Origin of the sequence: Corynebacterium sp. HMSC074A01 (assembly GCF_001831515.1) — a bacterium.
In the GTDB taxonomy this organism is placed as follows: Bacteria; Actinomycetota; Actinomycetes; order Mycobacteriales; family Mycobacteriaceae; genus Corynebacterium.
Map to the genome: position 1 here is coordinate 62,868 of NZ_KV825608.1, position 21,631 is coordinate 84,498.

Here is a 21,631-nt window from a genome sequence, read left to right on the forward strand (position 1 = left end):
TTTAGAGCAGCCCGATCCACTGCCAATATGTGGCGGAAAGGAGCAAGACCAGCAGGTAACCCGCGATGGTCAGTGGGATGCCCGTCTTCAGGAACTGGCGAGTCGTGAACGCGCCGGTACCGTAAGCCAGCATGTTTTGCGGCGCGGAGATCGGCAGCAGGAACCCGAAGCAGATGACAAACTGCTGGATCACCACGAAGCCGATCCCGCCGTTTGGCACGTCCAACGTTGCCGCGAGCGCGATGAAGACCGGGATCAGCGCGGAAGCCAGCGATGTCGCCGACGCAAAGCCAAGGTGGATGATGATGTTAAACAGCGACACGATCGCAATCGTCGCCAAAATCGGCATGGACGCGATACCCAGCGCGCCGAAGGTCTGCTCGGACAGCCAGGTTGCCGCCCCGGTTTCCAGGAGGAAGGACCCCAGGGAGATACCCACCGCAAACACGATGAGCGTGCCCCAGTTGATTTTGTCCTGCGCATATTTGAAGTCCATCACGCCAATGCCCGGCAGAAGCATCAGCGCGATCGCGGCAACCGTGATCGTCGAGGAGTTGATCGGGTGGAGGAAGCCCTCGGTTGCCCAGAAGCCAAGCAGCACCACGGCGATAGCGGTGAGACGCTTTTCCGCGCCCGTCATCGGCCCCATCTCTGCCAGCTGCTTCTCGACGAGCGCACGCCCACCCTCAATGTGATCCACCTCAGGCTTAATCGCCGCGCGCATGATGAAGTACAGCGCAATCGACATCAGCACCGACCAGGGTGCGGCCCACAAGAACCACTGGCCCCAGGACACGGTCTGTCCCATCTGGTCTTCGATGAACCCGATGGCCACCAGGTTCTGCGCCGCAGCGGTTTTGATGCCGACGTTCCAGATGGAGACGGCCTGCACGGCCGTAATCACCAGCAGTGCGGACAGCTTCGAGTTCACGGCCAACCCGAAGGCCGCGACCATGCCCAGCAGAATCGGCACGACGGCACCTGCGCGGGCGGTCGCCGAGGGGACGAAGAAGGCGAGGATGATGGAGATGATGATCGCGCCGGCAACAATGCGCGAGGTCTTTTCACCTGCGATTTTGAGCACGTAGAGCGCGATACGACGATGTAGTCCGGTAGCCTGCATCGCGGTCGCGAGCGCGAGTGCCGCGGCCACGAGCGCCACCGCGCCGCTGGAGAAACCGGACAGCGCCATCCCCAGCGCTGGCCCTGTACCGAAGAGCTCCCCGGGGGTCTCTGGATCAGGCGAAAGGCCGACTAGCAGGGAAATCAGCGAGATGATCAGCACCGAGCTGACCGGGTAGCTCACGGCCTCGGTCACCCACATGATGACGGCGAACGCGAGCATCCCCAGCGCGATCTGCCCCTGCCACTCGATCCCCTCAATCGGGATGAGCAGCACCGCCGCCAGCGCCACAAACGCAAGGAAGAACGAAATGATCTTGCCCTTGCTTCTCGACGCCTCCTTCTCCTCGTGTGCTGTGGCTGCCGTTGTCACGATCTTCTCCCTTTCTTCAAATTGGTGCTACCACCAATCTTAACGCCAGCAGCACATCTCGCTCTAGCTAGAACATTCCCGACGCCCACGCGGCACCGCCGAGCAGCGCCGCGATCCCGCCGATCGCGCCGAGGACGGCCAGGATGATGTTCAGATTCGAAGAGCCCTGCTGCGGTGCCGGGGGTGTTTCTTTTTTTTGCCCAAGCTCCGCACCCAACTTGGTCTCGGCAAGGTCTTTCACTTCCTGCGAGGCGTTCGGGTTGTTCAGGATCTCCTCGCGTACGCGCCTTGCCTCGTCCTTGGTGTAGTCCAACAGGGACAGTTCGTAGCGCTCCGCGAACACCTCGTCGCCGCGGGCGTTGTGTATCCGGACCTCCAGCGGCATGGTTGCGCCTGTCAGGCCGGCGACGCCCGTGATCGGGATGTCGAACTTCACGGACGGATCGGAGGCCAGCTGGCCGGGCACGCGGATCCGCTCGGAATACTGGCCACCCGGGTAGGTCACGGAGAGGTCGTAGTCGTGCAGGTCCAAGCCCAGGTTGCGCAGCTCGGCCGTGACGGTGTTGTCGGTGCGGGAGGTGATGATGGAGTTGGTTTCGGCGTCGATAAGCCGGAAGCCCGCTTGCCCGTCATTCTCCTCCGCTGCCGCGAGCTCGAGCTCGCGGGCGGTGACGTCCTTGTGCGCGGCAACCACATCGTCCGCGCCGGCGGTCGCCTCGACCCTGCCGATGAACTTGCCACCCAGGTCGAGGTTGTCCCAGTCTGGGGCCACGGCGTACGAGCCGGTATAGCAGGTGTACTCGCCGCAGCGCTTCGCATCGCCGCTGCCCTTTGAAGTTTCCGTGCTGTAGTCGAACTTGGAGAACTGGTAGAGGTAGTTCATCACCGAGGCGTAGTTCTTCAGCAAGTCCTGGGTGTCCACGCGCGTCGGCGACAGCGCCGCGCCGGTGTGGGTCAGGCCCAGGTTGTGGCCGAACTCGTGCAGGATCGTGTTGCGGAGCTGATCCTGACCGGTGAGGTAATCGTGCTTCGCCACGTAGAAGACCGAGTCGCTGACCAGGCCCATGCCCGTGGAGTAATCGTCGGCCTCCAGGCGGTCGCCGATCATGCCCACTCGGAACACGGGCAGGCGCGAGCCCAAAAGACGGTCGCGGTCGGCGGCAAGCTGTGCGTTGTGGTTGCCGTTTTTGAAGTAGAACTCCTGGAAGTCCTCGGTCGCGCCACCATAGCGGGTGCCGTAGTTGGGGATGTTGGTGTACATCTCGCCGGCGTCGATATGCAAGTTGATCCCGCGCTTATCAAAGAGCTCGACCAGCTGGATCAGCGCGCCGCGGGAGGGGCGGTACACGTTCGCATTAGCGACGGCGCACTCAGCGAACTCGTTGAAGCCGTCGGCATCCGCGCCGTAGCGCTGGTCGCGGTCGCAACCAAGCGTCTCCCACTGCGACTTCGACCAGTTCAACTGCAAAAACAGGTCAGGGCGCTGCGGATCCGCACCCCACAGGTGGAGGGGGAACTGCTCGCCGTCGGCGGTGGTGAACCCTTCGCGCTCCCACGCATCCGGCAGCCCGTCGCGGTCGGAGTCTATGGCGGATTCCTGGGTGGCAACCTCCATCTCCATCGACGCAGTCAGCGAGCCTTGTGCGGGCACTTGCTTTTTCCAGGAGCCGCGCTGGAAGGAGGAACCCTCCCCCACGTGGCCGACCTTGCCCGCGGCAGTGGTTTCGTCCTGGTCCGTGTCTACTCCGGAGGCGGTGGCGATGCGGTAGCGCAGCGTCGTCTCGTAGCCGCCCTCGGAAGGGGCGAGGAGAAACGCGCCGTCGGCAAAGCGAGCCTTGTGCTCCTCGTAATTCATCAGGCGCGAGTTGAAGTCGACCGCGAAGTCGCGCGCTTCATCAGCCAGGTTCTCCAGCGTGACGTCGACTGTAAGCTTTGTTTTTTCCACCGTGAACACGCGGGTGACTTTTACCTTCCGAGTATTGTCATCGTGCTCTAGGGTGATCACGTCCGCGCCGCCACGCTTGCTCTTGCTCACAGAGGTATCGCTGGGCAGGTAACGCACCTTTCCGCCGTCTACCTGCATCGCCACGTCAAAGCTGCCGGACATCAGACCAGCGACAGAGGCCGGGTGCTCGAAGGTGAACGTGGTGGTACGCCCCTTCGACACGTCGACAACGGCGAAGCCCTCTTCGTCCGCGGCCGGCGTCATGTGCACGCCGAAGGGCATGTCCTTCACCGTCGCCACAGCGGGCACGGGCACCATCAGCATCGCCGCGGCGAGGGCGGCTGCTACGCTCGCACGTTTCACTTCAAGCCTCCAAACTGGCTCCACGCCCACTGCGCGCCTGCGCCGACAGCGGCCATCACTACCATGACCAGCGGAATCCACCATGCGTCTTTCACGCTCGAGGCGGGCTGCGGTGCGGGCGGCTGCGGCTTTTCATCCGCTGTCAGCCGGATCTTCTGGTCCTTACCATCGACGCGCAGGTTCACCTCGTAGCTCGCGCCACGCATCGCGTCCTCCGGAACGGTGGCGGTCACCTTACCGGTAGCTTTGTCCACGTCCAGGCGCACGCCGCCGTTGTCGATGATCTCGACCTCGGAAGCCTGTGCGTCGAGGATTTCCGTCTTCTTGCCCGGCGGCAGTACTCGTGGTGTTTCCGCAGGAGTCTCGCCGGACTGTGCGGTCGGCTCGGTGAGCTTCAGTGGCACGGCCACCTGCTCCTGGGAGCCATCCGAATAGCTCACGCGGACATGCAGCACCGTTTCCTGCGCGCCCTCATCCGGGGACGCGGAAATCGTACCGTCGACCTGGTCGATCGAGACGCGCCAGCCGGAAAGCTTGGTGTTGTCGGCGCGCAGCCACCAGTACTCGGCATCCTTGGGCATGTTGCGCTCGCCAGTCTGCTTGACCGCCGCGTGCTCGCCCGGGGCTACCTCAATCGGTGCCCAGCCAGGGGTGAAACGCTTCGCGGAAGGCAGCGCGTTGATGTGGAAAGCCGCCTGCGCAGTGACCTTCTTTCCATCCGGCATGGTGGCAACGACCGGGACCTGAACGATCTCGCCAGCTTCCTGCTGAAGACCAGCGGTGTCCAACGTGACACGGCCGGTGTCTGCGTCGATTTTCGCGTTCGGTGCGTCGGTGGAGAACTTCACGCCCTCCGGCACCGGCTGGCTGGAAAAGTCCCTGCCCTGGTGCGAGATAGTCGCCATCGGTGCGGCACTCGTCGCCGAACGCCCCTGCTCCACAGAAGTCACCGGGTACTGCAGCGCCTTGAGCGTCTCCGGGCCGGTGACCTGTACCTTCACGGTGTTGACCTGGCCAGCGGAGGTGCGGACGTCTACCTCATAGTCCCCCGGCGTCGTGCGTAATGGCGGCATCACCTCAATGGTGCCGTCGGCAAACACCTCGGCCCAGGCCGGACCGTCCATCTTCTCGACGCTCACACCCCGCCCGTCGCCCGTAATCTGCGGGTTAACTGCAGCGCGGCTCCCCGCCGCAACGCTCATGTCCTCACAGGAAAAGTCGACGTTGCGCTTTGCGCCGTTGGTGAACCGTGCAACAACATCCTTCGGCCGAGTCAGCTCGACGGTGGTGAGCTGGCTACCCGTCCCCTTCACATCCACCCGATAGCTGTACGTGCCGGGTGGAACCTGGAACTTAGCCAGTCCTTCATAGTTTGTGACGCCGCTGAAATGCACAGTCGGGTCACCAATTTTTTCAATCTTGACTTCCGCGGCATCAACAGGGTCGTCATGGTGTTGCACTTTCACCGTGAGCTGCACGGTTTCTTGCGCCACGGCGACTGGGGCGACAGCGACGGCAGCGGCGACCGTCACCGCCACGAGAGGGTTTGGCATCCAATGCATTTCAGGGCCCCTTTGTGGGTAGGAGTGGGTTATATGAGGTTGTTTGCCCAGGCGAAGGCGGCTCCGCCGATGAGCGCGAGCAGCAACACGATCGGCACGGCGACCGCAGCGGCAGAGCTTGTCTTCTCTGGCTGCGGGTGCTTCTCCGATGGCGCTTGCACAGCTGTCGTCGGGGGCGTGGGAGTTGCTTTTCGACGATCCGCGCCCTGCATCGCCGTCGTCGCCGGTGCCTCACCAGCGCGCACCGGGACAGCAAGGCGGTCCTCGAAAGCCGTGACCCCTCGTTCGCTCCTGACCATCACGTCCAGCGGCAAGCTGCCCTGGGTCTCCGGGGAGACCGGGACGCGCACCGTCGCGGTGTTGTGGCCGGTACGCACCCCACCGAGCACGACCTGCGTTTTGGTCTCACCGACGATTACGTCGAAGCGGCCGAGATCCAGGCCCGGGTTGCGCAGCTCGAGGGTGACCGTGCCTTCTTTTCCAGCGGTGAGGTCACCTTCATCGACGATCTCCACGTCAATGCTGCCGTTCTCGCTTTCCGCCTGCGCGATCTCCCGGTCGAGCTTCTCCAAAGCGCGGACGTCCACCTTCTCGGCCTCTGCGCCAGCGGTGCCGACGGGACGGCCAAGGCGCGCCGAGTTGATGGCGAGGTTGTCCCAGTCCGCGGGGATGCGGTAATCGCCCGTGTAGCAGTCCACGCCAGCGCGGTTGCACTCCTGCGGCAGCGGGCCGCCAGAAACGGCCTCCTCATCCGAGTAGTCGAAGTAGCTGAACTGGTACAGGTAGTTCATGACCGACTTGTAGTTCGGCAAGTAGTCCGACTTCGGCACCTGATCCTTGAACTTCGTCGCACCGTTGTGGTTCAGGCCCAGGTTGTGGCCGAGTTCGTGCATGATCGTGTTGCGGAGTTGGCTCTCCTTTGTCATGCGCTCGTGCTTAGCCACGTAAAAGCCGTTGTCGCCCACCAGGGAGACGCCGACCGAGTAGTTGCCAGGGCTCATCATGTCGCCCACCACACCCGAGTGGAACACTGCGGAACGCTGCCCCAGCAGGCGGTTCACGTTGCTCACCATGCGCAGGCCCGGAATGGAGGACCTGAAGTAATACTCCTCGTAGTCCTCGGTTTCCCCACCGTGGCGCGTGCCGTAGTTGGGGATGTTGGAGTAGTACTCACCCGCGTCGATGTGGAGTGCGATATCGCGTGCGGCGAAACGCTCCACGAGCTCATCGAAGCTTGTGCGGGAGGGGCGGTAGCTGGTGGTCTTTGCGTCCGCGCACTCGGTTTTGCCCGGGTTCTCGAAGCAGCCGAGGCTCTCGTACTCGGAGCGCATCCAGTTCATCTGCAGGAAGATGTCGGGGCGGTGCGGGTCTGCGCCCCACTCGTTGAGCGGCAACCGCGTGCCGTCGTTAAGCGTGACGCCCTGCTCTTCCCACAGATCCGGGAGGCCGTCGCGGTCGCTGTCCTTGGCGGACTCCTGGGTCTCAAACGTCAAGGTTGCGCGAGCGCGCAGCGAGTCGCCGGGAGCGACCTCATCGAACCAGCGGCCGCGCTGGATCTGGGCACCGTTCTTATCCACGCTGCCGAGCTCGCGGGAAGCGGTCGTGTCGTTGAACGAGGGGCCGACGCCCGAGTAGCGTGCGCCGGGGAACTCCAGCACCGTGTCGTAGCCGCCGAACTCGGGGCCGACGGTGAAGCGGCCGTCGGCAAAAGCGCCGTTCAGCGCGCGGTCCGTGTTGATCCAGTTGGTCAGGTCGACCTGGAGGTAGCGCTTCTGCGCGCCCGTGTTTGTGACGGTGACTTCGACGTCCACGACGTTGCCGCGCGTGCGGATCTCCCGCTTCACGCGCACCTGCCGCTCGGCATCGTCGTACTCGACGGCAGTGTCCTGGACTGCAGTGTTTGCCGGGGCCATACTGCGGGCACCCTCAACCATGATGTCGGTATACAGCGTGCTGGAAAACTTCCCAGCAACCGAATCCTCATCCTTGTAGATCAACTGAGCCTGACGGGAAGCATCCAGCTCAACCTTGGAAGTTTGGGCTGCTGCATGTGCAACGACTGGCTGCCCACCAAGCACCAACGCAACCCCCATCGCAGCCGCGGTGCACGCCCTTGCCAGCCTCTTCATGCGGCACTTCCTCTCTTTTGCTAAAAACCACGCACGGCCCCTCACCCCGCACCTCCAGTTTTATGCACTTTTGATGCTGAGAGGGGCCGCGCTCACTGAAACTTAAAGGTACAGGAAATGCCACGATAAACAAGGTGTTGAACAATATATGGACTGGTCGTCGACAGTGGTACACCAACTGGTCCCGGTGATTATTTTGCACCGCCGACGCATAGTATTCACCGAGTGCGGCATTATCCGTCCGGAGACACGTTGACGCCTCACATATTTTGGCGCAAATCTCTCAGGAAACCCTAGCAAGCCTTTCCCTACCAGCCAGGCAAGGCCAATCACACACTCAGGTTCCTCGCGGCAACTCTATGCAGCCCGCCGAAGTAATGTGGCACACACTTAGGCGGGGCACATTTACACCTCACGCACTTCCCGAAAAATACGGTTTTTTGTGAATTTACTCACACTCTAGATGAGGCCCTGACTCATCGCCCACCCCAGGCCAGCGGCACCGACACCACCAAGCGCAAGCAGCACAGCAATCACAATAGCCACAGTGGAGGGTCCCTCAGCAGGCTTCTCCTTCTGCGTGCCGTCCGCACCCGGTTTGGTGTGTTGGTTTGTGGGCTTCGCCGCTGACGGGTCCTCGATCCCGTCGAGCTTCGACTTAGCAAGACGCTTGACCTCAAGGCTCGCGTCGGAGGCAAGCACCTCGTTGAGCACCCGGCGCGCCTCCTCTGCGGTGTAGTCAAGCACGGAGACCTCGTAGCGCTCCGCGAAGACGCGCTCGCCATTGTGGTTGGTGATCTGGATGTGTACCGGCATCACGGGGCCGGTCAGGCTCGCCGCGTTCTTGATTGGGATGCGGATCTCCCTCTCATCGCCCGCTTTCCCGATTGCCGGCAACTCGACGACCTGGCTGTGGCGCTGTCCGCCGGGGTAAGTTGCCTCGATGGTAAAGCGCCCCACGTCCGCGCCCAGGTTGCTAATCGTGCCCTGCAGCGCGTTGTCGGTACGCGAAGTCACGATGCCGTTGACACCGTCGCGGGTGGTGTCCATGTAGAACCCGGCGCGGCCCGAGTTTTCCGCAGCCGCGTTGGCAGCCAGCCTCCGCGGGTCCTTTTCGTGGTGCTCGTCTGCGTCAATCTCGCCACTGCCGGTGGTCAGGTCACCCTTGCCCACGTTGAAGCCGGGCAGGTCGAGGTTCGCCCAGTCGGCGGGAATCACCACGTCGTGCTCGCCGCACTCGCCGGACTGCAGGCAGCCATTTACCCTGGTTTTGGTGTCCTTATCCGCGTAGTCGAAGTGGCTGAACTGGTACTGGTAGTTCATCACCGACTTGTAGTCCGGGAGCGAGAGATCCCCGCGCAGGGGGTTTTCCGGGACGATTGGGCCGGAGTGCCCCAGCCCGAGGGTGTGGCCGAACTCGTGGAAGATCGTGTTGCGCAGCTGTTCCTGCGTCGTCATGTCTTTGTGGTTCGACACGTAGAAGGCCGAATCGCTCACCAGCGCCACGCCGGAAGAGCGGTTGTTCGCCGCCATGCGGTCGCCGATGATGCCGAGGCGGAAGACGGACTTGCGGTCGCCAAGGAGACGGTCGCGCTCCTCGAGCAGCCGTTCACCCTGGGTCTTTTTGTCGAAGTAGTACTTCTCAAAAGGCTCGGTCTTGCCGCCGCGCGGCGTATCGAGGCCCACGAGCGACTCGGACTGGTACGAGTCGCCGGCGTCGATATGCAGCGAAATGCCCCGCTTGGCAAACACTTCCTCCAGATCCCGCAGCGTGGCGGTGGTGGGGCGATACGAGTTCACATTCGCAGTGGCGCAGCCCGCGAACTGAGCAAACTCCGGCGCAGTCGGCGCGAAAGCGTGCTGGCGGGAGCACTGCATCGTCTCCCACTCGGCTTCCATCCAGTTCAGCTGCAAGAACAGGTCCGGGCGTTTAGGATCGGCTCCCCAACGGTGAATGGGCAGCTGCGTGCCGTCTGGCAGGCGCACTCCCTTGACTTCCCACTCGTCGCGCAACCCGTCGCCGTCGGTATCAATCGCCGAATCCTGCGCGGACACCGCGATGTCCACGCCGCCTTCGAGCACCTCGCCGGGGGCGAGGGTGTTTTCCCAACGTGCCATCTGGTAGCGCGGGGTATCGCCACTCAGCACCCCGGTCTTGCCCACTTCGATCTCCCCGCGCATGTCCTCCATGGAGGCCGAGCTTGCGGGCTCAGCAAAGGCAACCGTCGTGTCGTAACCCTCGGATTCCGCAGCCACCTCGAAGGCACCGCTTGCATTGACCTGTGCCTGCAGTCCGCGGGGGTTGACGAACTCGTTTGCCAGGTCAATCGTGATGTCGGCCGGGGCGTTACTCACGTTGCGCACCTGCACGGTGGCGCGCACGGTGCCATCCTTGATGCGGAACGTGCGCGTGACCTCCAGCTCGGTACGTGGGTCGGTGAACTTAAACTCCACCACGTCCGCGCCGCCTTCGGTGTCCGTCTTAGTCTTGGCCCCCCAGAATGGCGGCAGGCGGTACCCGCCGGTGCGGATCACCGTGTGCAAATTGAACTCGTGCAGCCCCACGGCCGCTGCCGGGTGGACGAAAGCAAAGCGGGAACGAGAGTCCTTGCGCAGCTCTGCGTCGATCCGCTCTCCCGTCGGCTGCGAGGTCTCGCCGGTCACGCTCACCGTGATTTCAGACTGCTTGGTAGAAGCGCCAGCTGGCGGGGCAACCACAGCGCCGAATGCGAGCGACGCACAGGTGGCAATGGCAATGGTTTTCAGTGAGAAATGCATCTTCTCCTACCTTTTAGATCCGGATGCCGTACTTAGACAGCAGCTGGCGGATATGGTCTTGGTTCACAAAGGCGGCATAGCCTGCACCGCCGAGTGCGGCGAGCAGCCCAAGCACAATGGGCAGCCACGTCGCGGTTGAGGAGGTCTTCGGTGCGGGCGCAGGTTTGACCGCGTCCTTCGCGTGGAGGGTCACCCGCTGCGTGCGCTGCGAACCGTCCGGGTACGTCACTACGCGCGGCACCTCAATTGAGGCGTGCTCAGCGACGCTCGAATCCACGCGCGCGGTGATCTCGCCGGTTGCCGGGTTGATGTCGATTTTCCAGCCGGGGGCGGAAAAGTCCGCGGCGAGCCCGTAGGTCGTCCCCTTCGGCGCCGTTGGTGCGGTGGCCGACTCCTGCTCACGCGCCTGCGAGTTGGTCAGCACGGTGACCGGCATCAGCGATTCCGACCCATCCGGGTACTGCACCCGGACCAGCACCGTGTACGAAGCATCGACCGGCGCGTTGTCGGGAATCTCCGCACGCACTTCGCCTGTGCGCTTATCGACGCTCACCTGCAAACCCGCATCATCAGCCAGCGTAAATTCGGTGCCCGCCGGCACCTTGCCAGTTGGAGCAGCCGTTGCTGACTTGCCCACGTTGACCACAGAGACCGGGAACTCCGGTGCGTCGCGCTTCGTCGGGGCCTTCGCCGCTGCGACTCCTACGTACGCCTCGATGGTGCGCGTGGAGCCGTCCGGGTAGCGTGCTTCGACCTTCACCACCACGGGCTTTGCCGTCCCGGTCGGCGCGGTCATCCGCAAGATGCCTGTTGTGGCGTCCACCGACGCGGACCAGGCCTGGAGGTCCCCCGGTGCAAGCGCGAACTCCGTGTGCGCTGGTAGAGAGTCAGGGTTGGCAATTTGCACTTCAGCGCTCTGACCTGGCCCAACGAGCACCCCGGTCTCGTAGCGCGGCGCGGTGACCTGTGACATGGAGGCCGCGGCGACCTCGAAAGGAACCCGTACCGTCTGTGTGGAATCATCCGGGAAGGTCACGCGGACATCGACAGTATGGATTCTCCCCACCTTCGATCCGCGCGGCGCGTTGAACGTCACCCGGCCGTCCACGTCAACCGTGGCACCGGAGGTATCCACAACGTCGAACGTCGTGCCAGCCGGAAGCGGCTGCCAGTCGTACGCGCCACGGCGCGCAATCGGGGCCGCACTCACGGCGCTTCCACCCGCACGCACAATGCGCGGCGCGTAGGACACCTTGTACAACGAGGCCAAGGAAGCAGGCTCCGTCACCGTCACCGCGACCGTACCCGACCCCTCAGTGGAGTTAGGCACCTCAACGACGTACTCGCCCGGGGTCACGACCTCGGGTGGCGCGATCACCACCGTGCCAGCCGCATCAACGGTGACCCAGTCGGCTCCCTTGATGGTCAACCCGGAGCGCTGCACCAACGGTTCACGGAAAGTGATCCCCGCAGCCACGTTTTCCTTCGGTCGTGTTTTTACGACATCACCCGGAGCCACAGTCACGGCGTCCCAAGTGAAGTTCACTGCCGGTTTAGGGGTTGGCTTGGGTTTTGGCGTTGGCTTGGGTTTGGGGGTTGGCTTTGGTGCCGAGGTTGAAGTTGGCGTTGGTGTGGAAGTGTGTGATGGTTTTGGCGCTGGTGCCGTCGTAGAAGTTGGTGTGGGGGTTGGTGTCGGCGTTGGCTTTGGCGCCAAGGTGAGAACTGGGATGGGAGAAAGTTCCTTGTCTACCTTGGAAAGCTCGTCCATGTGGATCGAAAACTTGGCCTCCGCCGGGTCGTAGCCCTTGGCCTCAAAACGTACCGTGTACTCCCCCTCCAGCAGTTCCTGGACGGGGAAGTCGCCGTTGTCGTTTGCGACAAGTTTAATATCACCCGGAGTAATGCGCGCCTCCGCGTGCGGCAGGGGCTCGCCGCCCTCCGCTACAACGTGGAATTGCACGTTGCCCTTACGTTCCTTTGCCTCGAGGTAAAAGTCCTCACCGGTCTCCTTGCCGGAGCGGACGTCGACGCCCAGCCGCACCTCGCCCTCTAACAGGTCGTTTCCTTCAACGGTGATCTCGGCGATACCGGGAAGCAGGTTGCCCAGCGTGTAGTACCCCTGCTTATCGGTCGTGGTCTTGCGTGGTTTTTCACCATCGACGGTCACAGTGACGGGGACACCGGCGACAGGGTTACCTGCTTTGTCGAACACGCTGCCTGTGACGGAGCCGAACTGGGCGTGCACATAGACATCCTCCAACTCGTTGACTTCCTGTTCGTGGATCTCAACGGTCTTTGCATCGCCGCGGGTGTCGTGTTTTTCCGACGCCGCAATCTTCAGCGTTGTACTACCCGCCGGCACCCCGGTGATCGTGTACCTTCCCTCGCTGTCTGTGGTTGCCGTGTGCTCCCCGATGGACACTTCGACGCCTTCGAGCAGCGAATTGTCCGGGCCAATCACGCGGCCCGTCACAGTAATCGGGATCAGGTCCTTGTCTGGGACCGCAACCCCCGCTTTGGCTTCAACGGTAAAGGACTCGGGCGCGAGGTAGCCCGGCACGGTGCCGAGTTTGAGCGAGTACGTACCTGGCTTGACATTGGTGAAGGTGTAGGTGCCGTCCTTGTCGGTCGTGGCGGTGTCGGTGACGGTGCCGGCACCGTCGAGAAGCGAAACCTCGAGTCCCTCAGGGAAGTTCCCGTTTTCTCGATCAACGGCGACGTTGCCGCTGAAGCTTACAGATTTGGGATTGATCGGGTCGATGAAGCCTCTGCCGCCTGCGCCTTGCGCCGAACCAAATCCTCGCACCGGGAGCTTGCCCGCCCCACCTTTCTTGTCCACGATCAGCGTTTGGCCGTCTTTGAGCGTCACATCCTTGTCGAAGGTGAGGTCCATCCAGCGGGTGCCCGTATCGTCGATATGGCCGTAGCCAGTCACTTCACCGAAGTCTGCCACCTGCTTCGTTCCGTCGGTGAGCTTGACCGAATACGTGTCCTCGGCCGGGAAGTTTATCCCGCCGCCACCGATGACGTAGAAGTAGAGGCGCACGGAGCGGAAGGTCTTCGGTTCGTAGTCGCCGTCGGCAAGCCGGAAGATGGCGCGCCAATCCGTCGCCGTGGCCGGGAAGTTACCTGTAGAGACGGTAAGACTGAAGTCGCCGTCGTTCACGTCAAACTTCTCGGCCGCGTGGGCGACAGTCAGGGGTACGACAGGCACCGCAGTGACCCCGGAAGCAGCACAGGCTGCGATCGCGGCAATGGCGATAGAACGGCTCCAGAAACCACGCACCATGCAAACTCCCAGACTCTCACATTCTTTTAACAATGCTAACCACACCATTGAACTACATCTGCGTAAAAAACGCACGTCACAAAGCATCCACGTGCATATTCACCCCTAAAATGTTGCTCCTTTCTCGCTGTATTTTTCCTCAGACGCAGATAGCCAGCACAACGGGCAATTGCTAGGTATCGTGAACAAAAGCGCGTAGCGCATAAAAACACCAATGTGGAAAGGTTTACTCGACGTGAAGATTGCGGTACTCGGCGGAGATGGGTTTTGCGGTTGGCCAGCAACGCTGCACCTATCCGACCTCGGACACGAGGTGGCGGTAGTAGACAACCTTTCCCGCCGCGCCATCGATGAGGAGCTAGGCGTAGAGTCCCTCACTCCCATCGTCTCAATCGAAGAGCGCATCGCCGCGTGGAAGGAAGTCACCGGCCGAACCATCGGCTTCCACAACATCGACGTCGCCAAAGACTACGAAGGCCTGCTCGAGTTCATCACCACCTTTCAGCCCGATGCGGTGATTCACTTCGCCGAGCAGCGGGCCGCGCCGTACTCGATGAAGACGCCGCGCACGAAGCGCTACACGGTGGACAACAATGTCAACGCCACCCATAACCTGCTTGTCGCGATCGTGGAGTCCGGCTTAGACGTCCACGTAGTCCACCTCGGCACCATGGGCGTGTACGGCTATGGCACCGCCGGGATGAAGATCCCGGAGGGCTACCTGGACATCACGGTGCACACGGATGAGGGCACCACCGTGGAGCAGGAGATCCTCTACCCCACCAACCCGGGTTCCGTGTATCACATGACGAAGGTGCTCGACCAGAACCTGTTCGCCTACTACGCAAAGAACGACGAGCTGCGCATCACGGACCTGCACCAGGGCATCATCTGGGGCACCCACACCGAGCAGACGCAGCGCGACGAGCGCCTGATCAACCGCTTCGACTACGACGGGGACTACGGCACGGTGCTCAACCGCTTCCTCATGCAGGCGGCCGTGGGGTACCCGCTCACCGTGCACGGCACCGGCGGTCAGACCCGCGCCTTCATCCACATCCAGGACATGTGCAAGTGCATCCAGATCGCGCTGGAGAACCCGCCGGCAAAGGGCGACCGCGTGAAGATCTTTAACCAGATGACGGAGACCCACCGCGTCCGCGACCTGGCCCACCTCATCGCGGAAATCTCCGGTGCCGAGGTACAGATGGTGCCCAACCCGCGCAAGGAGTCGGCCGAAAACGAACTGTACGTGAAGAACGACACCTTCATCGGCCTGGGCCTGCAACCGACGAAGCTGGCCGAGGGCCTGCTTGCGGAGGTCGAAGACGTTGCGCGCAAGTACGCCGACCGCGCGGACCGCACTAAGATCCCGGCGCGCTCGCTGTGGACTCGGAACCAGGCCGCCGGCGTGCCCACGGGCGAACGCTAATGCGCATCGCCATCGTCACCGAGGTCTTTCTTCCCAAAATCGACGGGGTGGTTACGCGCGTGACTCGCCACCTCGACCAACTAGCGGAGATGGGGCACGAAGTCCTCATCTTCGCACCGGGCAATCCCCCGGCGGAGTACGCGGGCTTTGAGGTCGTGTCCATCCCGTCGCGAGATCTCAAGGTCTACCCAGAGGTCAAGCACGGCATGATGGGCCCGAAGACGTTTCGCCGCTTACGCGAGTTCGACCCGGACATCGTGCACGCAGTGAATCCCATTTGGACCGCTGGCTGGTCCACGCTCGTCGTCGCGCGACGCTATCCAGTGATCGCATCCTTCCACACCGACGTGCCAGAATACTGCCTCAAGCTGGGCATCCCGTGGGTCAAGCCCATCGCGAATTGGGGGGTGCGCACCTTCCACGGGCGCGCGGCGGTCAACCTGGTCACCTCTGGGCCCATGATGGATAAGGCCGCTGAGTACCAGATTCCCAACGTCAAGCTCTGGCCCAAAGCCGTGGACACGGAACGTTTTACCCCAGCGGCGCGCTCGGACTCGATGCGTGAGCGCCTCGGCGGCGGCCCGCTCGTACTCTTCGTTGGCCGCATCTCTGCCGAGAAGTCCGTCGAGCGCTGCATCCCCATCATGGAGGAGGTGCGCGCACGCATCCCCGACGCGCGCATCGCGTTTGTCGGCGAAGGCCCGCAGTACCAGGCACTTCGCAAGAAGGCACCCGACTGGGCCACGTTTACCGGCTATCTTTCCGGCGCGGAGCTTGCCGCAGCCTATGCGTCCGGAGATGTGTTGCTCTTCCCCTCCACGACCGAAACGCTCGGCTTCGCCGCGTTGGAGTCTTTTGCCTCCGGTGTTCCTGTGGTGGCTGCTAACGCGGGCGGCCTGCCCTTTGTAATCGACGACGGCAAAACCGGCATCCTCGTCGACCCCGCAGCCCCCGATGCAGCCTGGGCCAACCAGATCGTGCGCCTCCTGCAGGACGAGGCCGCCCGCGACCAGCTGGCCTCTGCTGCCCGAGCCGAGGCCCAACGCTGGACGTGGCGCGCTTCCTCAGAACAGGTGGTTACCTACTACGACGAGGTCATTCGAAGCGCAACACGGTGACGTCGCCGCGGTCAATGCGCACCGTGGCGGTCGGGTCAACCTCCTCGATAGGGCTTGAGCCCGGTTCGCATGCGAAGATCTCGCTCGGATCGAACCACTCGATCTCGGCCCTGTCGGCGGAGATGACGCCGATGCCCGAGGCTGTCTCCCAGGCCTGGTAGTCATCGTCGATCCCCGGCACATCGTCGGGGTTGAAGCCAAGCTGTTCTGCCTCCTCCTTGCTGGAGTACGGGCAGAACACGTAGGCGCGCTCGACGCCCGGGCCGACAACCTCAGCAATGGTGAAGTCCTCCCCGGACTCCGCCGCCTCCCGCAGCCCCAAATCCGTGCCATGCGCGGCGCAGCCCGCAAGGGCGAATACGCCGGCGATGGCAAGAACTCGAGCGCGGACCATGATCTACTTGATGCTCTCCGGTGCCTTGCGCTCCGGGTAGATCTTCGGGCGCACGCCCGCGATCTCTTCGACGACGCGGACCACCTGGTGGGAGTAGCCGTACTCATTGTCGTACCAGACGTAGAGCACGAGATGGTTGCCAGAGGCAATCGTGGCCAGGCCGTCGACCACGGAGGCGTGGGTGGTGCCAAGCAGGTCGGTGGAAACCACCTCAGGTGACTGGATGTAGTCGATCTGCTGGCGCAGGTTGGAGTCGGTGGACACGCGGCGCAGGAAGTTGTTGACCTCTTCCTTCTCCACGTCCTTCTCCAGATCCAGGTTGAGCACCGCCATGGACACGTCCGGCGTAGGCACGCGGATCGCGTTGCCGGTCAGCTTGCCCTCGAACTCCGGCAGCGCCTTGGAGACCGCCTTCGCGGCACCGGTCTCGGTGAGCACCATGTTCAGGCCGGCTGCGCGACCACGACGGTCGCCCTTGTGGAAGTTATCGGCCAGGTTCTGGTCGTTGGTGTAGGCGTGGACGGTCTCCACGTGGCCGTGCTTGACGCCGTAACGGTCGTTGATCACCTTGAGCACCGGGGTAATGCCGTTGGTGGTGCAGGACGCTGCGGACAGCACCTTGTCGTCACCGATCATGTCCTCGTTGATGCCGTAAACGATGTTGGGGATGTCGCCCTTGCCCGGCGCGGTCAGCAGCACACGATCGACGCCCTTGGACTCGAGGTGCTGGGACAGTCCTTCGCGGTCGCGCCATGCACCGGTGTTGTCCACCACAATGGCATCGTTGATGCCGTAGGCGGTGTAGTCCACCTCAGACGGGCTGTTGGCGTAGATCATCTGGATCGGGGTGCCGTTAGCCCAGATGATTTCGTTCTCCTTGTCCACGGTGATGGTGCCGTCGAAAGGACCGTGGACGGAATCGCGGCGCAGCAGGGAGGCACGCTTGATGATGTCGTCCTCGCCCTTCTTGCGCACGACCACCGCGCGCAGGCGCACACCGCCGTACGCCGCCTCGCGCGCGATGAGGATACGGGCCAGGAGGCGACCGATGCGACCGAAACCGTAAAGCACCACGTCGCGAGCCTGCAGCTCAGAGGAAGTACCGACGACCTCGGACAGCTCCTCCTCGAGGAACTCGCGCAGGTCCTTGCCCTCGGTGCGGGAGTAGTTCTTGGCCAGGCGGCCCAGGTCGATGGACGCTGTGCCCAGGTCCATCTTCACCAGTTCCTGCAAGATGGGCAGCGTGTCGTCCAGCGGCAGCTCGCGCTCGACAATGCGGCGCGCGTAGCGGTGCGCCTTAATAATGTCGATGTCGGTCGCGCCCAGCAGCAGGCGACCGTAGATGGAGGTCACGGCGTTGTGCTCGCGGTGCAGCTGGCTGATCAGCGGCAGCATCTCCTGCGCGAGGGTGAGCTTGTGGTTCCAGTCGGCGGCGGGGGTAGTCGATTGTGTCACTGTAGTCCTCAAATACGGTCGTGGGTGTACAAGCAATGTGCCTTTCGGGGGCATTCCGAGGGCCCATATGCACCCTAGCTTAGCGCGTTTCCCAAACATTCAGGCCGCGCGTGCACCCGAAATTACACCCGCGCGCCCCCACTCCCGGCCTCGCTACGTCGGCGTAGCATGGCAGGCATGGATTTAAGCTCTCAATTGAACGCCAACATGCACTCCGGGGCGCAGGATCTGCGCGACGCCCTGTTTACCCCGAACACCGCTTTTCTCCCCACATCTTGGCAGGCTTCGCTCGATCAGCTCAGTTACTCGGTGATCGGTTTGTGGGACTCCATCGTGCGCGCAGTCGAGATGTTCCTGTTCTAGCGAAGCACCGAACGGTACTTCTCCGGGTCAGGCTGCGGCGCGAACTTCGGCTTCTGGTCCTTGTCCACCAGCACGGCGCGCACGCCCTCGGCGAAGTCGGGTTCGTGGCGCATGAGCTCGCCGAGCACACGTTCGTTTTCCAGCGAACCGGCGAGGTCGAGGGCAGCGTTTGCCTCGAAGAGCTCGGTTGCGGCCACCAGTGCCGAGGGAGAGGCCTGGGCGGTGAGCTCTTTCACCTTCTCGCCGAACTCCCCCACGCCGTCGAGACGCGCGTGAATGTCGGCCCACGAGCCGACAAAGACCTCTTCAATCTGCTCGTACCACTGCTCCAGGCTATTTTCCCCTGCGGGCAGCGCGACCTCGTCGAGCACGCCGACCCCTTCCTCGACGATCCGGTCGAGCAGCCCCTCGAGCGTTGCCACCTTGTGCGAGGCAAGCCCCAGCGCGAGCATCTCGTCGGTCTGAAGGCGGTAACCGGTCAGCCCCAGGAACTTGCCGAGCGCCAACGAGGGCTTCCCGGGCAGGTTCTGTAGTTTCCAGGACTGACCCACGTCGGTGACGTAACCGATGTTCATCTCCGGCATGGAGGCGAACGCGCCTTCCTGCACGACCATGTGCGACCCCAGCGCCGAGATCCCCATCCCGCCTCCCATGTTCACTCCAGAAACGAGCGCGATATAGGGCTTCGGGTAGTTCGCGATGTAGTTGTTCATCTCGTACTCCTCGGCGAAGAAGGCGCTGACCTCCTCCCCGTTGCCCGCAAGCACCCCTTCTCGCGCAAGCTTCACATCACCCCCGGAGCAGAAGTGCTTTCCGCTCGAATGCACTACCACCTGAGCCACCGCATCATCGTGCTCCCACGCTTTGAGCGTGGTGTAGATGCCGTGAATCATCTCGTCATTCAGCGAGTTCAAGGCCTTGGGTCGGTCGAGCATGATGACACCGGTGGTGCCGCGGACAGATGTGTTCAAGAATGCAGTCATGCCACCCAGTGTTACACATCACAGCGGCTGGGTCGAGCATTTTTCGCGGGTAGGGTGAGGGCAATGAATACTCCGCGTCTTGTAGCCCTGGATATGGATGGCACCCTGCTCACCCCCGCGGGGGCGATCCCCGAGCCCTTTTGGTCCACGCTCGAGGCAGCCCACGCCGCCGACATCACCGTCGCGCCCGCTTCGGGCCGCCAGCTGGCCACCCTGCGCGACATGTTCGCCCGCAACGCGCCGGAAACCTTCATCGCGGAAAACGGGGCGGTCGTGCAGCACAAAGGGAAAATCGTCGCCACCGCCACGATCCCCGAAGACACCGCCCGCCGCATCGTCGAAGCGCTCGAGCACATGCCCTTTTCCGCCCATCCGGTGCTGTGCGCACCCGAGGCCTCGTACACGCGCGCACACACCCCGCCCGAGGTGCAGCGCGAGGTGGACAAGTACTACCTGGCCAATGCACAGGTGCGCTCGCTTCTCGACGCCCCTTTGCACGAGCTCGTCAAAATCGCCCTCTTCGTCGACGGAGACGCTGAGACACTCGGCCTGCCGTGGGTCCAAGAACTCGCCCCAGAGCTGCACGCGCTGGTCAGCTCGACGCACTGGCTCGACATCATGCCGCCCGCCGCGTCGAAAGGCGCGGCGCTGCTCGCGCTTGCCGACACGCTTGGGATCGCGCAGGAAGACACCGCCGCGATCGGCGACTACCTCAACGACTACTCCATGCTGGAGGCAGCAGGGTATGCCGTCGCGATGGGCAACGCGCACCCGGAGCTCAAAGAGGTGGCCGATGAGGTGATTGGGACCAATGGGGAGCACGCGGCCGTCGCAAAGCTGGCGCAGTGGGCGGGCAAATGATTGACTTTTCGCAGCCTGCCGATATCGTGGCACCGCAACTGTTGGGCTGCCTGGTCACGCACAACGGGGTGACCGTGCGGCTCACCGAGGTCGAGGCCTACACCGGCGACAACGACCCGGCGGCGCACACGCACCGCGGGAAAACCGCGCGAAACGCCGCGATGTTTGGGCCTGGGGGCACGCTGTATGTCTACCTGTCCTACGGGATCCACCTCAACGGCAACATTGTGTGCGCGCCGGAAGGCCAGGGGCAGGGTTGCCTCATGCGCGGCGGCGAGATCATCGAGGGCGAGGCGGTCGCGCGAAAACGCCGACAGCGCCCGGACAGGAAGCCCATCCCCTTTGAAAACTTGGCGCGCGGGCCCGGCAACCTGGGGCAAGCCCTAGGGCTAGGCCTGGAAGATAACGGCACGCCGGTCGAGCTGACGATGCGAAATGCTGAACCCGAATGGGTGGCGGGCCCGCGCATCGGCATCAGCAAGAATGCGGATGCGCCACTAAGATTTTGGATCCCCAACGCGCCCACGGTCTCCACCCCGCGTGGGCGCCCAAAGCTGTGACCTACTTGTGCTTCTTTTTCTTCGACTTCTTCTCGACGCGGCGCTTCTCCAACTCAGCGGCAGCGTCGGGAACGTAGCGGAACTCCTCGCGCGGCGGGCGGGAGTAGTCCGTGATCTCCGGGCGCTCCGGGATCTCAGGCAGCTCAACCTCCACGTGCTCGTACGGCACGGTGGACAGCAGGTGGGAAATCACGTTGATGCGGGAGCGCTTCTTGTCCTCGCTCTCCACCGTGTACCAGGGAGCCGACGGGATGTCGGTGTGGACGAACATCTCGTCCTTCGCGCGCGAGTAGTCCTCCCAGCGAGTGATGGACTCCAGGTCCATCGGCGAGAGTTTCCACTGGCGCAGCGGGTCTTCCTTGCGGGACTGGAAGCGCTTGTACTGCTCCTCGTCCGAGACGGAGAACCAGTACTTGCGCAGCATAATGCCGTCCTCGACAAGCAGGCGCTCGAAGATCGGGGCCTGGTGGAGGAAGCGGCGGTACTCCTGCGAGGTGCAGAAGCCCATCACGCGCTCCACGCCCGCGCGGTTGTACCAGGAGCGGTCGAAGATGACGATCTCGCCGGCCGCGGGCAGGCGCTCGACGTAGCGCTGGAAGTACCACTGGCCGGACTCGCGCTCCGTGGGCTTCGGCAGTGCCTCGATGCGGCAGGGGCGCGGGTTGAGGTACTGGGTGATCCGCTTAATCGCGGAGCCCTTCCCGGCAGCGTCGCGCCCCTCCATCACGATGACGAGGCGTGCGCCAGTGCGCACCACCCACTGCTGCATCTGGACGAGCTCTGCCTGCAGCCGCAGAAGCTCCTTCTCGTAGGCCTTCTTGGAAAGCTTCGGCGGCTTCTTCCCCGCAAATTCTTCGCTCATACACTTCACCGTACTCAGGCGTTATGCATGTAAGCAAAGCGT

General features: G+C 63.1%; 15 protein-coding genes. 5 read left to right on the forward strand and 10 right to left on the reverse strand.

The annotated features are described in order from the left end of the window. Position 1: 1 nt before the first annotated feature. The 6 genes from HMPREF2550_RS03385 to HMPREF2550_RS03410 form a co-directional block, all read right to left on the reverse strand. Positions 2 to 1,495, reverse strand: a complete 1,494-nt coding sequence (locus tag HMPREF2550_RS03385; protein WP_246819739.1) for a DASS family sodium-coupled anion symporter — start codon at positions 1,493 to 1,495, stop codon at positions 2 to 4. A gap of 67 nt (positions 1,496 to 1,562) precedes the next feature. Further along, complete coding sequence (locus tag HMPREF2550_RS03390) at positions 1,563 to 3,803, reverse strand: hypothetical protein (protein ID WP_070789711.1); 2,241 nt, start codon at positions 3,801 to 3,803, stop codon at positions 1,563 to 1,565. Beyond that, positions 3,800 to 5,356 carry a Rib/alpha-like domain-containing protein gene (locus HMPREF2550_RS03395; protein ID WP_141760508.1) on the reverse strand — a complete coding sequence of 519 codons (1,557 nt, stop codon included), beginning with the start codon at positions 5,354 to 5,356 and terminating at the stop codon, positions 3,800 to 3,802. The genes HMPREF2550_RS03390 and HMPREF2550_RS03395 overlap by 4 nt, the downstream gene beginning before the upstream one ends. A gap of 38 nt (positions 5,357 to 5,394) precedes the next feature. Beyond that, entirely contained in the window at positions 5,395 to 7,494 is a 2,100-nt protein-coding gene (locus tag HMPREF2550_RS03400) for a zinc metalloprotease (protein WP_141760509.1), read from the reverse strand. 459 nt (positions 7,495 to 7,953) lie between these two features. Beyond that, on the reverse strand, positions 7,954 to 10,272 hold the full coding sequence (locus tag HMPREF2550_RS03405) for a zinc metalloprotease (protein WP_070789717.1): 2,319 nt from the start codon (positions 10,270 to 10,272) through the stop codon (positions 7,954 to 7,956). A 13-nt stretch (positions 10,273 to 10,285) separates the two neighbouring features. Continuing rightward, on the reverse strand, positions 10,286 to 13,486 hold the full coding sequence (locus HMPREF2550_RS03410) for a Rib/alpha-like domain-containing protein (protein WP_210400207.1): 3,201 nt from the start codon (positions 13,484 to 13,486) through the stop codon (positions 10,286 to 10,288). Between the two features lie 310 nt (positions 13,487 to 13,796). Between HMPREF2550_RS03410 and HMPREF2550_RS03415 the strand changes: the two genes are divergently transcribed. After that, positions 13,797 to 14,993 (forward strand): NAD-dependent epimerase/dehydratase family protein, encoded by a 1,197-nt coding sequence (locus HMPREF2550_RS03415; RefSeq protein WP_070764730.1) that lies wholly within the window; start codon positions 13,797 to 13,799, stop codon positions 14,991 to 14,993. Next, positions 14,993 to 16,111, forward strand: a complete 1,119-nt coding sequence (locus tag HMPREF2550_RS03420) for a glycosyltransferase family 4 protein (protein WP_070764731.1) — start codon at positions 14,993 to 14,995, stop codon at positions 16,109 to 16,111. The genes HMPREF2550_RS03415 and HMPREF2550_RS03420 overlap by 1 nt, the downstream gene beginning before the upstream one ends. Here the strand turns inward: HMPREF2550_RS03420 and HMPREF2550_RS03425 are convergent. Together HMPREF2550_RS03425 and HMPREF2550_RS03430 are read right to left on the reverse strand one after the other, a co-directional pair. Then, on the reverse strand, positions 16,089 to 16,505 hold the full coding sequence (locus tag HMPREF2550_RS03425) for a hypothetical protein (protein ID WP_070789721.1): 417 nt from the start codon (positions 16,503 to 16,505) through the stop codon (positions 16,089 to 16,091). The two genes, HMPREF2550_RS03420 and HMPREF2550_RS03425, sit on opposite strands and share 23 nt — an antisense overlap. Before the next feature lie 3 nt (positions 16,506 to 16,508). Continuing rightward, entirely contained in the window at positions 16,509 to 17,960 is a 1,452-nt protein-coding gene (locus tag HMPREF2550_RS03430) for a glyceraldehyde-3-phosphate dehydrogenase (RefSeq protein ID WP_070764732.1), read from the reverse strand. A gap of 177 nt (positions 17,961 to 18,137) precedes the next feature. Between HMPREF2550_RS03430 and HMPREF2550_RS12015 the strand changes: the two genes are divergently transcribed. Further along, on the forward strand, positions 18,138 to 18,323 hold the full coding sequence (locus HMPREF2550_RS12015; RefSeq protein ID WP_141757909.1) for a hypothetical protein: 186 nt from the start codon (positions 18,138 to 18,140) through the stop codon (positions 18,321 to 18,323). Here HMPREF2550_RS12015 and HMPREF2550_RS03435 read toward each other — a convergent pair. Beyond that, the gene (locus HMPREF2550_RS03435; protein ID WP_070764733.1) at positions 18,320 to 19,306 is read right to left on the reverse strand and encodes a 3-hydroxyisobutyryl-CoA hydrolase; all 987 of its coding nucleotides are present in this window, start codon (positions 19,304 to 19,306) and stop codon (positions 18,320 to 18,322) included. The genes HMPREF2550_RS12015 and HMPREF2550_RS03435 overlap by 4 nt on opposite strands. A 63-nt stretch (positions 19,307 to 19,369) precedes the next feature. Between HMPREF2550_RS03435 and HMPREF2550_RS03440 the strand changes: the two genes are divergently transcribed. Both HMPREF2550_RS03440 and HMPREF2550_RS03445 read left to right on the forward strand, forming a co-directional pair. Then, positions 19,370 to 20,167 carry a Cof-type HAD-IIB family hydrolase gene (locus HMPREF2550_RS03440; protein ID WP_070764734.1) on the forward strand — a complete coding sequence of 266 codons (798 nt, stop codon included), beginning with the start codon at positions 19,370 to 19,372 and terminating at the stop codon, positions 20,165 to 20,167. After that, on the forward strand, positions 20,164 to 20,727 hold the full coding sequence (locus tag HMPREF2550_RS03445; protein WP_070764735.1) for a DNA-3-methyladenine glycosylase: 564 nt from the start codon (positions 20,164 to 20,166) through the stop codon (positions 20,725 to 20,727). Before HMPREF2550_RS03440 ends, HMPREF2550_RS03445 begins: the two co-directional genes overlap by 4 nt. A gap of 1 nt (position 20,728) precedes the next feature. On the opposite strand, the gene ppk2 is transcribed toward HMPREF2550_RS03445, so the two are convergent. Next, positions 20,729 to 21,589: a polyphosphate kinase 2 gene (gene ppk2, locus HMPREF2550_RS03450; protein ID WP_070789723.1), complete on the reverse strand. Its 861-nt coding sequence runs from the start codon at positions 21,587 to 21,589 to the stop codon at positions 20,729 to 20,731. Between the last annotated feature and the right edge of the window lie 42 nt (positions 21,590 to 21,631).

Bases quoted from the DNA above. Each gene is read 5' to 3' on its own strand.
- HMPREF2550_RS03400 (WP_141760509.1), bottom strand. From the start codon at position 7,494: ATGAAGAGGCTGGCAAGGGCGTGCACCGCGGCTGCGATGGGGGTTGCG.
- HMPREF2550_RS03425 (WP_070789721.1), bottom strand. From the start codon at position 16,505: ATGGTCCGCGCTCGAGTTCTTGCCATCGCCGGCGTATTCGCCCTTGCG.
- HMPREF2550_RS03420 (WP_070764731.1), top strand. From the start codon at position 14,993: ATGCGCATCGCCATCGTCACCGAGGTCTTTCTTCCCAAAATCGACGGG.
- HMPREF2550_RS03440 (WP_070764734.1), top strand. From the start codon at position 19,370: ATGAATACTCCGCGTCTTGTAGCCCTGGATATGGATGGCACCCTGCTC.
- HMPREF2550_RS03445 (WP_070764735.1), top strand. From the start codon at position 20,164: ATGATTGACTTTTCGCAGCCTGCCGATATCGTGGCACCGCAACTGTTG.
- HMPREF2550_RS03435 (WP_070764733.1), bottom strand. From the start codon at position 19,306: ATGACTGCATTCTTGAACACATCTGTCCGCGGCACCACCGGTGTCATC.
- HMPREF2550_RS12015 (WP_141757909.1), top strand. From the start codon at position 18,138: ATGGATTTAAGCTCTCAATTGAACGCCAACATGCACTCCGGGGCGCAG.
- ppk2 (WP_070789723.1), bottom strand. From the start codon at position 21,589: ATGAGCGAAGAATTTGCGGGGAAGAAGCCGCCGAAGCTTTCCAAGAAG.
- HMPREF2550_RS03405 (WP_070789717.1), bottom strand. From the start codon at position 10,272: ATGCATTTCTCACTGAAAACCATTGCCATTGCCACCTGTGCGTCGCTC.
- HMPREF2550_RS03395 (WP_141760508.1), bottom strand. From the start codon at position 5,356: ATGCCAAACCCTCTCGTGGCGGTGACGGTCGCCGCTGCCGTCGCTGTC.